This window comes from Petrocella sp. (genome assembly GCF_059865615.1).
On sequence record NZ_JCBCDA010000032.1, the window covers coordinates 43146 to 55548 of the forward strand.

6 protein-coding genes, 1 tRNA gene and 1 pseudogene are annotated in these 12403 nt (G+C 37.9%); 4 read left to right on the forward strand and 4 right to left on the reverse strand.

The annotated features are described in order from the left end of the window. Positions 1-122: 122 nt before the first annotated feature. Genes addA through hslO form a run of 4 tightly spaced genes read left to right on the forward strand, consistent with a single transcriptional unit; the run spans position 123 to position 6868 of the window. Complete coding sequence (gene addA, locus AC6F8J_RS04090) at positions 123-3740, forward strand: helicase-exonuclease AddAB subunit AddA (protein WP_500721243.1); 3618 nt, start codon at positions 123-125, stop codon at positions 3738-3740. A gap of 37 nt (positions 3741-3777) precedes the next feature. Then, complete coding sequence (locus tag AC6F8J_RS04095; RefSeq protein WP_500721245.1) at positions 3778-5163, forward strand: MATE family efflux transporter; 1386 nt, start codon at positions 3778-3780, stop codon at positions 5161-5163. Between the two features lie 57 nt (positions 5164-5220). Next, a complete protein-coding gene (locus AC6F8J_RS04100; protein WP_500721247.1) occupies positions 5221-5982 on the forward strand; it encodes a methyltransferase domain-containing protein in 762 nt (253 codons plus the stop codon). Between the two features lies 1 nt (position 5983). Next, complete coding sequence (gene hslO / locus AC6F8J_RS04105) at positions 5984-6868, forward strand: Hsp33 family molecular chaperone HslO (RefSeq protein ID WP_500721248.1); 885 nt, start codon at positions 5984-5986, stop codon at positions 6866-6868. A 966-nt stretch (positions 6869-7834) separates the two neighbouring features. On the opposite strand, the gene typA is transcribed toward hslO, so the two are convergent. The 4 genes and pseudogenes from typA to AC6F8J_RS04125 all read right to left on the reverse strand — a co-directional run bounded on the left by typA (position 7835) and on the right by AC6F8J_RS04125 (position 12178). Then, positions 7835-9658: a translational GTPase TypA gene (gene typA / locus AC6F8J_RS04110; RefSeq protein ID WP_500721250.1), complete on the reverse strand. Its 1824-nt coding sequence runs from the start codon at positions 9656-9658 to the stop codon at positions 7835-7837. Positions 9659-9944: 286 nt separating this feature from the next. Continuing rightward, complete coding sequence (locus AC6F8J_RS04115) at positions 9945-10169, reverse strand: hypothetical protein (protein WP_500721251.1); 225 nt, start codon at positions 10167-10169, stop codon at positions 9945-9947. A gap of 1075 nt (positions 10170-11244) precedes the next feature. Then, positions 11245-11329 (reverse strand) — tRNA-Leu (locus AC6F8J_RS04120). A gap of 382 nt (positions 11330-11711) precedes the next feature. Continuing rightward, positions 11712-12178: pseudogene (locus tag AC6F8J_RS04125) on the reverse strand (IS110 family transposase). Positions 12179-12403 lie beyond the last annotated feature (225 nt).

A 12403-nucleotide genomic window follows, 5' to 3' on the forward strand; every position in this document is an offset into this window, starting at 1 on the left:
TTCATTATACCTTTTGGAAGGTTGTCTGTAAACATGAGGGAATATTTTTTATGAAATACCTGTTTCTCTATGGCATAATTCAATGTTTTCAGCTAAAATAGACAGAGAAAGTGGGGTGCAGTATGAGCGAAGTAAAATTTACAGAACAACAGAGTAAAGTTATATCGACCCATGGGAGAAATATATTGGTTTCAGCGGCTGCCGGTTCAGGTAAAACAGCTGTATTGGTGGAGCGAATCATTCGTATGATTACAGACAAATCGAACCCTGTGTCAATTGATAGTTTGCTTGTTGTGACATTTACTAACGCAGCTGCATCAGAGATGAGGGAAAGGGTTGGTAATGCACTTTATAATGCGATTGAAAAAGATTCGACCAATCTTTATTTACAACAGCAGTTAACGTTATTGCCATCTGCAAGTATCATGACTTTGCATGCATTTTGCCTGCAAGTTATCAAAAACTATTTTTACAAGATCAACTTAGATCCAAGCTTTAAGATAGGGGATGAGATTGAACTCACACTAATGCGAAATGAAGTCCTTGGTGACGTCATAGAGACGTTCTACACAGAGGCTGACTTGAGTTACCTAGATTTTATTGAAAGTTACGCACCGGGAAAAAGCGATAAGGCAGTTGAAGATCTTGTACTATCTGTGTACAAATTAAGTAGAAGCCATCCTATGCCCAGGAAATGGCTGGACAGTTGCATAGATTTACTCGATATAAAAAGTCTGAACCAGTGGTATAATTCACCCTATGTAACTTATATGATGGCGGAAATATTTGAACAGATTCAAGATCTCAAGCTTTTGTCCAGGGAAGCAGCTGAGATTATTGAAACAGATATACGTCTTAAGCCAATAATGGAAACCCTTCTGATTTACGATACCTATCTAAGGGATCTTGAGTCAGCTAAAGACAGTAGGATGCATGTTTTTGAGATACTGAACAATCTAGACTATCCTAGAGCAAAATCAGCTAAAAGAGGAACAGAACCGGAAGCAAGTGAGCCTGTTAAAGCCTTAATTGGCCGTATCAAGGACCAACTTAAAACCATGCAAAATCAATATGGTTTTGATTATGATGAGGTTTTTATAAAGATGACAGCCATTAGTCATGGTCATATGAAAACATTGGTAAGTATTATAAGAAGATTTTCAGAAGCCTATCAAGCAAAAAAAGTCGAGCAAAACATGATTGATTTTAACGACATTGAGCATTTTGCGTTAGACATATTACGAGAAGATAGTGGTAAACCATCAGAGGTAGCTAAGATTTATTCAGACCGTTTTATGGAAATTATGGTGGATGAATACCAAGACAGTAATCTAGTACAAGAAACGTTGATTCAGAGTGTATCACGAATAGGGGAGGGAAAGCCCAATATTTTTATGGTAGGGGATCTGAAGCAAAGCATCTACAAGTTTCGCCTAGCTAAGCCGGAGTTATTCTCAGAAAAATACGATACCTATACAACTGAGGACAGTCTTTATCAGAAAATTGAATTGCATCAGAACTTTAGAAGCCGGAAACAGGTTTTGGACTTGACCAATTACCTTTTTACACAATTGATGTCTAAGAAAATAGGCGATGTACATTATAATACATCTGCTGCTTTGAATCTAGGCGCAAATTACACAATAGAATCAGATGTCTACGATACAGAAGTTTTATTAATTGACCGTGAAGGTTTTAATGGCCTAACAACAAGACAAATTGAAGCACAAGCTGTTGCGGTTGAGATACAAAGGCTTATGGCCTTGGATCCACCAATGATGATCTATGATGGTCAAGAAAAGATAGAGCGTCAGCTGGCATATAAAGATATTGTTATTCTCATGCGGACCATGACAGGGTGGTCAGAAGCCTTTGTCGATACATTTGCAGACTACGGTATACCGGTAGCCAGTCGATTGGCTACGGGCTATTTTGATACTATTGAGATAAAGACTTTGCTTAATCTATTAAGAATAATTGACAATCCAAAACAAGATATAGCTTTACTTGCAGTATTACGCTCACCCATGTTTGGATTTAAAGGGGATGAGTTGGTTACAATAAGGCTTACGGATCCGGATGTAGATTTTCACAGTGCCTTAATCCTATACCATAAAAGTATCATTGGAAACACACCTTTAGATCAAAAAGTCGTCCGATTTCATGAATCACTATATAGGTGGCGCCAAGTGAAAAACAGCCTAAGTTTATATGGTTTGGTACAGCGGATTTTTAAGGATACGGGTTACTACGAATATGTTTCTATGATGCTTGGAGGTCCAAAGCGTCAAGCTAATCTGGATATGTTTTTAGATCAAGTCCATAGGTATGAGCAGACAAGTTTCAAAGGTTTGTTTAATTTCTTATGGTATATGGACCATATGAAAAAGCATAGCATTGATCAAGGAGAGGCATTGCTTCAGGATGAACAAGGGAATCAAGTTACCATCATGAGCATTCATGGTAGCAAAGGGCTCGAGTACCCTGTTGTCATACTTCCGGCACTGAGCAAACTTTTTAATAAAAGTGACATCCGGCAATCGGTGCTCATCCATCAGGAGTTGGGTTTTGGAACAGACAATATCCTATCGGATGAACGGATTAGAATTCAATCACCCATCAAAGAAGTTCTGAAGTCAAAAATGGACCAAGAACTAAAATCAGAAGAGCTTAGGATTCTATATGTTGCCTTAACCAGAGCAAGAGAAAAATTAATCCTTATAGGATCTGCAAAAAATATGGATAAGCAGATAGATAAATGGTCAAGGGCTTTAAGTGTAGAAAGCCTTCACCTAGGTTATTTAACGGTTAAAAGTTGTCAGAACTATTTGGACTGGATTATGTTGGCACTAATGCGTCATCGTCAGGCAAAAAATCTATACGCCAATACAGGCATTGAGTATTTGGGGAAGGTCGCCCTACAATCCATAGAGCCGAATCTAAGTATACATCAAAAGACACACTTAGATTATCAAAATGACCCTTCAATACTAAGGGCTTTTGCTTCAGATAGTATGGAAAAGAAAACCCAGTTAGATTTAGATTTTGAGTCCAAAATGGCTTGGACATATACTTATGATACTTTAACCAAGATGGATATTAGCCAATCCGTATCAGAAATCAAGCGGCTTGAAGAAGAAAGTTATTTAAAGCTACCTACCCGGCAAAAAACATCTATTAAGCCGGTTTTTATTGTAGGAGAGCAACCTATGACAGGAGCCCAGCGGGGACAAGCCTATCATAAAGTCATGTATCATCTAGATTTCTTAACTCAAATGGAGGAAAAAACCATAGCAGATAAGATTGAAGAACTATGCCAAAAACAAATAATAACAGATTGTGAAGCTAAAAGCATACGACCGATGTCAATTAAGGCCTTTTTCGATTCGGAAATAGGAAAGCGTGCAAAAGAAGCAGCTTCAAAAGGTCGGTTAATTAAAGAAAAGCCCTTTGTTATGGGGCTTAAACCGGAACTTGAAGCAGGGATACATACATCAGATTATAGGATGGTTCAAGGTGTGATTGACTTATTTTTTGAAGAAGAAGAAGGGCTTGTGATAGTGGATTACAAAACAGACCACATATCAGAGGGTGCTATAGATACATTAATAAAAAGATATAGCACACAAATGGGTTATTATAAAAAGGCTTTAGAACAAGGCACAGGAAAACAGGTAAAAGCTATATATCTATATGCAATGGGCATATCAGAAACCGTTGAAATTAAAATAGAAACCTAAAGTACGAACGGGCATTTTGGAAAGTTGAGGCACGGCAATGGAAAATAACAAAATGGGCATTGTACCTATTCCCAAACTCATTATCAGCATGTCTTTACCGGCTATTTTTGCAATGATGGTACAAGCCATGTATAATGTGGTCGATAGCATTTTTGTCTCAAGAATAAGTGATACCAATAACGATGCATTAACAGCCATATCTTTAGCTTTCCCCCTTCAACTCATCGTCATCGCCGTGTTTGTAGGATTAGGCGTGGGGATGAACTCGAACATATCAAGAAAACTTGGAGAAAAAGATCACAAATCAGCTGTTTTGATAGCTGAACATGGTGTTGTGGTTGGTATATTTGTATACAGTATTGTAGCTATATTAGGTACACTTTTTGCTCGAAACTTTTTTGTACTCTTTACAGATAACACTTTGGTTATTGATTATGCCACATCTTACACAAGAATCATTATGATTTTTGCTTTTGGCAGGATACTGGGGCAAGTCGGTATGAGCGTTTTGCAAGGTACAGGTGAAATGATCAAGCCAATGATTGCCATGCTTATTGGTGCAGTTCTCAATATTATATTAGATCCGATTTTGATTTTTGGATTATTCGGTGTTCCGGCTATGGGTATTGAAGGCGCAGCCATTGCGACGGTTGTCGCTCAGAGTATATCCATGATCTTTATTTGGTCTATCTTGTTTTTTGGCAACAATATTATCAAACCGGACCTTAGAAGTTTTAAGTTAAAGTTGTCCATTATCAAGCAAATTCTTATAGTCGGGATACCGGTATCGATTATGCAAGGTTTGGGATCCATTATGCTCACCGGTTTTAATTTGATTCTATCAAAATACGGGGATTTGGCCATCGATGTAATGGGTTCTTATTTCAGATTACAATCCTTGGTGTTTATGCCGGTATTTGGTCTTTCAACTGGAACCTTGCCGATTATCGGCTATAACTTTGGTGCCAAAAATAAAGAACGACTCCTTGCAGCAATAAAATTCAGTATCATGGTGGCTGTCAGCTTTATGATTTTTTGTCTACTGATATTTCAGATTTTTCCAACATCACTTTTGGGACTTTATAACGCCAATGCAAGGATGCTTGAACTTGGTGTGCCGGCTTTTAGAACCATTAGTCTGATGTTTCCCTTGTTAGGTGTCAGCGTTATACTTAGTACAGCCTTTCAGGGATTGGGTAAGGCCCATTATAGCCTCTACATATCTATGATAAGGCAGTTGGTTATTCTCTTACCTGCTGCTTATATTTTAGGGGAAATCGGAGGCCTTCGTGCCGTTTGGTTCGCCTTTCTTATTGCCGAGATTATTGGTGTGACCATGGTTCTACTTCTATTTGGTAAAACCTATACCAAAAGTGTTAAAGATTGGCCTGTTAGAGTAGGAGATGAAAAGGGAATTAAGTGAAACTTAGTTTTGACCCTTTAACCATAATATAAATTAAAAAGAAAGAAGGTGAAGGCATTGTCTTCTTATGAACAATTTGCCATGATTTATGATAGTGCTCTTAATGAATTACCTTATGAGGCTTGGCTTGTGTATATAGAATCGATATTAAAAAAAATCGGTCTTGAACCGAATTTGATTTTGGATCTGGGATGTGGAACTGGGTCTATGACTAATTTGATGGCCAAGAAAGGCTACGAAATGATTGGCGTAGATCTTTCGGAAGACATGTTGGCCATAGCAAGAGATAAGGCCAAGGAAGAAGAACTAGAGGGGGTTATGTATCTGAATCAGGATATGACCGAGCTGGATCTTTTTGGAACGGTGGATGCAGTCATTTCAGTTGGCGATGCACTAAATTATATTACTTTTGAGGAAGACTTGAAGAAAACTTTTGAGAAAGTGAATCTTTTCTTAAATCCAGGCGGTCTTTTTATATTTGACATGAATACAGTATATAAGTTCAAAGAAGTTTTAGGAAACAAGACGTATGCGGAAAATCATGATGACTATGCCTATATTTGGGAAAACTATTATTATGAAGATGAGGCTATTAATGAATATGAAGTGAATATATTTATAAAAAATGAAGATGGCTTGTATGAAAAATCAACAGAAGTGCATCATGAGCGAGGATATGAACCGAAAGAAGTGATAAAATGCCTCGAATCATCAGGCTTAAAATTTCTTGCCCTGTATCATGATAATACTTTTGAGGATCTGAAGTCAACCACCCAGCGTATGTATTTTGTCGCACAAGAAGTGATGAAGGAGAAATAAGATGTCAGACTATATAGTAAGAGTGACGGATAAGGGCCATCAAGTAAGGCTCTACGTCGCTATAACAAAAGAGCTGGTAGAAAGAGCTAGAAGTCTACATAAGACAAGTCCTGTAGCCACTGCAGCTCTCGGAAGAACCCTTACCGCCGGCGCCATCATGGGCAGTATGATGAAAGGGGACAAAGACCTGTTGACCCTTCAGTTTAAAGGCGATGGGCCTTTAGGCGGGGTCTTGGTTACAGCGAATTCAGATGCCATTGTAAAAGGTTATGTCAATCGACCCGATGTGGACTTGCCACTAAAGCCCAACGGTAAACTGGATGTATCCGGCGCTCTAGGAACCGGTTTTCTCAATGTCATTAAAGACATAGGCATGAAAGAACCCTATAATGGACAAATTGACCTTGTTAGTGGCGAGATTGCAGAAGATCTGACCTACTATTTTGCAAGTAGTGAGCAAACCCCATCGGTTGTAGCTTTAGGTGTTCTTGTGGATAAAGACTATACTGTTAGACAAAGTGGTGGATTTATCCTACAATTGATGCCTGGTGCCAAAGATGAGGTGATTGATACAATTGAAGCTAATATTAAGAAATTACCATCGGTGACGGCGATGCTGGAGGAAGGATTTGATGGTGAGGGCATAGCCAACAAAGTTTTAGAAGGCTTGTCTTTGATGTACCATGAGAAAATCTATCCTAGATTTGAATGCGATTGTTCAAAAGAACGGGTTGAGAAAGCCTTGATTACCGTTGGAAGAGAGGAGATTAAAGATATGATTCAAGAAGGTAAACCTATTGTTATGTCATGTCAGTTCTGTAATACAGAATATACCTTCGATTTAAGTGATTTGAGAGATATCTTAGACAGGATGAATATAGTGTAAGAAATATGTTAAAATAGTGATTGAAATAACTGACTATAAGGTGTATAATAAAACAAAGGTAACTTCCGGAATACCTTTTTAAACGGATAAATGTACGTACGATTAATGTATCTGACCGAAAAGGGAGTGGATGTAAAGTGAAAATGCTCCAGACGGTAGGACCAATACGAGCAGTTTAGTTAAGCCCCTATAGTTTAGTTGAGGGGCAATCAGCAACATATTGTGGTTAAACAGGCGCAAAGAAGCCGTTTAATGACTATACGTTAGATAGGCATATAAATGACGATTGAAGTAGCAATTGTATATGGTCTCTACAGCGTATATATGGAAGTCCATAGGTGTGTTGTGAATATGAATCAGTTTAGTAACACAATTCTTTTAGTTTAGATGATTGTTAGATTGTTTGAAAAGGGTAAAATGGTGAACATCCCCATTGCATTGTAAACCCGAAGTTTTGTAACAAAGTAATTGTTATGTATATGTAGTAAAGATTTATTGCAAAGCAGTATGTACATGCAACAAATTTATAAGATTCAAAGTAGTATGTGTAGTATATGTAACTGAACATGAATTATGTAGTAAGTAGTTTGTAGTATGTATCTGTAGCAATGAAACAATGAAGTATAGAAGTATGTAACTGTAGTTTTATAATTCTGACTTTGTAGTTGTAGTTTGCAATAGTATAAGCAGTATGTAACATGTAACATTATTATTTTGTAAATCTAACAGGATAAACGAGAGAATTGCATGAAAAGAAATTGAATATTGAGTAAATATAATGCGAAGGTCAAATTTGACCTTCGCATTTTTGTAGGGATATATATTTTTGATACTTAAAAGTTTGGTTAAGGTGTCAAAACTATATAGTTGAACTTTTGCATACAATATATAGTTATGAATGCATCAACGTAATCTATATATTGTATGTAAATTTAGTGAAACTTAGTTTTGACGCCTTAACCAAGTTTATGATGTTTTGGTACTGTTCTTATTAGCACGTAGGCGCTCTGTTTCTCTTAGGATTTTCTTACGAAGACGAATGCTGTCCGGTGTGATTTCAACCAGTTCATCATCAGCAATGAACTCAAGGGCTTCTTCAAGAGAAAAGATTTTTGGTGGTGCCAGCTTGACAGCGTCGTCGTTACCAGATGATCTTGTATTGGTTAATTTCTTATTTTTGGTAGGGTTAACGGACATATCATCTTTACGTGAATTGATGCCAATGATCATACCTTCATAGACTTCTGTCCCGGTATGAATGATCATGGTAGCACGATCGGATAAGTTGTTAAGAGCGTAAGGGGTTGCAATACCTTGCTCACCTGAAACAAGAACACCATTATTTCTGCTTGGAATCTCACCTTTGTGACGCTCAAATCCTTCGAAGGAGCGAACGATCGTAGCTTCACCTCTAGAATCAGTAATCATTTCAGAACGAAAACCAAGTAAACCTCGTGTAGGCGCTACATATTCGATCTTGGTGAAACCATTTTCGGAGATCATATTCTCCATAGTACCTTTTCGATTATTTAGAGAGGAAATGGCCATGCCCACGTAAGAATCAGGTAAAGTAATTAAGACACGTTCTATAGGCTCGACGGTCTTTCCATCTTCCTGGTGCATGATGACTTCAGGCTTTGAAACACTTAGCTCATAGCCTTCACGTCTCATATTTTCTATCAATATAGACAAGTGTAACTCGCCTCGTCCGGAGACTTTATAACCCTCAAGGCCGCCTAGATCTTCTACTTTTAGGCCGACATTCACTTGAAGTTCTTTTTCCAGACGGTCTCTAATATGTCTTGTGGTTACGAATTTACCAATACGACCGGCGAAAGGAGAACTGTTAACCAAGAAGTTCATAGATAGCGTCGGTTCTTCAATATGAATCATTTCCATACCTTGTACATTATAGATATCACAAAGGGTCTCGCCGATGGATAGATCTGCAATACCGGCAACAACAGCAATATCGCCACTAAACAGCTCATCTTTTGGTGTTTGTTTAAGACCCTCATAGCAGAAAAGTTTTAGAACCTTACCAGTAGCAACACTAGCATCTCTTTTTGTAATCGCGACCTGTTGGCCGGCTTTAACAGTCCCTTTTGTAATACGTCCAATACCAAGTCTTCCGATATAATCATCATAACCAAGAGCGGATATTTGCATTTGTAACGGATCTTCATCGAAGTCAGGATAAGCATCCACATGTTTGATGATGGTTTCAAAAAGAGGCGTCATATCGCTACTTTCTTCACCCATCTCATTAATGGCATAGCCATCCCTTGCAGCACCATAGAGCACAGGGAAGTCCAATTGTTCATCGGTTGCATCAAGATCAATGAAAAGGTCAAAGGTCATATCCACAACTTCTTCCGCTCGTTCATCTTTTTTGTCGATTTTATTAATAAAAAGGATGGGCCTTAGATTCATTTCCAAAGACTTTTGAAGTACGAATCGTGTTTGTGGCATTGGGCCTTCACTGGAGTCAACCAGCAAGATAACCGTATCCACAGTCTTCATAATACGTTCAACTTCAGAAGAAAAATCCGCATGACCGGGTGTATCTACAATATTTATTTTATAATCTTTATAACGAATTGAACAGTTTTTAGAGTAGATCGTTATGCCACGTTCTCTTTCAATGTCATTGCTATCCATAACACAATCAATGACCTCTTCATTTGCTCTAAATACACCATTTTGGTTTAAAAAAGTGTCAACCAAAGTGGATTTGCCTGCATCAACATGGGCAATAACGGCAATGTTAATGATTTTTTCTTTACTCATAAAATCCTACTTTCTAAATAACTATATACGTCGTAATTTATTCTTAGTATCCAATCATATAGTTTAACCGCCAATCGGTCAAAAAGCAAGTTTATTATGCCCTAAAAGGAAAAAAATGGCATAACCAATAAAAAAAATCATTATAGGGAAGGGTTATTGGACATAATAAATGTTTACGAACGCACCATAGTTTTTTATATACAGATTACGTTACTGTTCAGAGCTTAGCTTGAACTAAATAAGTCGATGGTTTAGACTGATCCGTGTCAAAACCATCGACTTTTCTTCATCCAAATGCTTTTGATACTCTGTCGAATATATTTGTTTCTTCTTTTTGCCGCATCATAACTAACATGCTCATGTATTGGAAGAGATAATCGATGCTCTCTTGACGCCAAAATGACATAGCCTGCGCCTGTTTCCTTTTATAACTTCGAAGCAATCTTTCGGCTTCATTGTTTGTTGTGGGGACTTTGCGATTATATTCTTCTGTTGCCTTTTGAAGAATCATGTCATATCTACCTTCGAACTCAGATTTTTTCTTCGGAGCGCATTCTCTTTCGGGTGGAAGTTCATTCCTGTAATGGATTATTTCACGTATAAAGGAGCGTGTCCAGCAAAGTTGGTCACTTACAAGTTGGTGAAAGTCCAACCTGCGTAATCGCCAAGGAGCGCAGTAGATATATGACCATGTATGGTTGAGAAGCGATGCATGAAGCGTCATGAAAATGTACCCAAGTGGTTCTATTAAAGGTACAGACCGTAACATAAAGTGAATTCTGCAGCACTGTTATAAGACCTCGAAAGAGGACAAAGAGACTGATGAGCTAATTCCTAGGTAGCGAAATCCATGGAAGCCAAAGTAGAACTTGGAGCCTTTGGTGAAGAAGTCTCCGGTATATGGGGAGCGGAATGTAGTGAATGTTAGAGGCCGGAACTGGAGAGGTCCCAACCGACACACAATATAAGTGTAACGAGAAAACCTATAAGCAAAAGTGAAATGGTGGGCTGTCGGAAGGCAGTCGGAGGGGAACATATTACTGTTGACGGTGCAGACAACAAAACTGTATCAGAGGGAAGGTTCCCTACTTAGTTCAAGTTTTCCAAGGAGGTACGAGTGAATGAATGTCAATAAGACTAATAACACCAAAGAAAAAGTTCAACAACTCCAAAGAAAACTATACCAATCAGTCAAGATGAATAGTGGGAGGCGATATCACGCATTATACGATAAGATATATGGAAAAGATGTACTTTATCAAGGATAGCAACAAGTAAGAGAAAACAAAGTAAGTGCAGGAATCAATAAGCAAACCATAGAGGACATTGAATTCTATGGTTTGGAGAAACTGATTGCAGAGATTCAAGAATACTATACATGGAGTGGAATTGGTAATGATTAAGTTCGTATAATAGTGTGAAAAAAAGTAGCCCAAAAGGTAGGGACTAACAAAAAGGTCTCTACCTTTTTTGTACTTTATAAAAAACAATGAACCGTACATTCTCTCCTGTCTATAAACCCAGGCATAATAATAGAGACACCATAAATGGAGTCTCTATTATTATGCGCCAACAATTAATTTTAATGCAGTCAAGGGGACTTGAACCCCTACCCAAATAATATGGACTAGATCCTTAGTCTAGCGCGTATGCCAATTCCGCCACAACTGCATGAATCCTATTTGATTCACGAATTTTATTCTATCATATGTTAGAAGATAGTGTCAATAGATTTTGAACAGGTGGACAATAAAAATATTTTATTGGCTCTTAGAGAACGCCTGTGGTATAATATCTTGGTTCCATCAAGTGTCATAATGGATATTTTAATGATAGAAATGATTTTATACAGGAGACCAGCTATGAAAAGTCAAGAGTAAAAAAGTGGGAAAATTCATTTTTGATATCAATGCTTAATTCAAGTAAATGAGCAAGAGGGGTCATAAGCATGGAAGCAATATCGCGCGGTCTAGGTGCCTCTTTTAGAAGGGCATAGACAGATTTCTGATGCATTCAGGACTTAAAGAAGTACTGCAGCTCGGGAAAGACTTGGTTAACATAAGAAGTCGGCTGGAATTTTTAACCGTGTCCGCTGCTTAATGGTTTCCTGACGAAAACGACTAAGGGTCTTTAAATCCATGATATCTAGATCGTAGAAAGTAATGAATCTGAAAGAGTCCTGTAACATTAAAGCTTTAGCAATAATGTAGGTGTCGACTTTGTCCGTCTTAGCCTTGCGAATGTTTTTTTTCGCATTGAAGATGTGGCAAGGGCATTGAGAACAAACACATTGAAACCAGTGGCGACAAAGAATCGGAAGAGGTTGTCACCATAGTGTGCCGTTGATTCAAGACCGATGATGAGGTTGTCCATCTCGAAGGAATCGAGTTTGGAGAACAGCAGTTGGAAGCCATCACCGTCATTCGTAAATTTGAACGGCCCGATGAGTATTTCACCATCAGAAGATAGGGCTGAGGTAAAATGGTTGAGTTTAGCAATATCAATGTCAACATAAATCATGAGGTTGCACTTCCTTTTGTAAAAGCCTGATACCGTTATATCCACCAATAATTATCATCGTAGACTTGATTGAAATAAGTACTTAGGAGAAAAATTCCGACGGCAACATCCAGCTTATAAACAATTCAGATAAAGATAGTATCAATACTCTCCGATTAAGTAGTCAGGCTACAGGGAAAAATCAAAAGTCCACAGTATCTGAGTGTATTATAATCACAATATTAA

Coding starts and splice junctions, on each gene's coding strand:
- AC6F8J_RS04115 (WP_500721251.1), bottom strand. CDS start 10,169: ATGATTCTTCAAAAGGCAACAGAAGAATATAATCGCAAAGTCCCCACA.
- typA (WP_500721250.1), bottom strand. CDS start 9,658: ATGAGTAAAGAAAAAATCATTAACATTGCCGTTATTGCCCATGTTGAT.
- hslO (WP_500721248.1), top strand. CDS start 5,984: ATGTCAGACTATATAGTAAGAGTGACGGATAAGGGCCATCAAGTAAGG.
- AC6F8J_RS04095 (WP_500721245.1), top strand. CDS start 3,778: ATGGAAAATAACAAAATGGGCATTGTACCTATTCCCAAACTCATTATC.
- addA (WP_500721243.1), top strand. CDS start 123: ATGAGCGAAGTAAAATTTACAGAACAACAGAGTAAAGTTATATCGACC.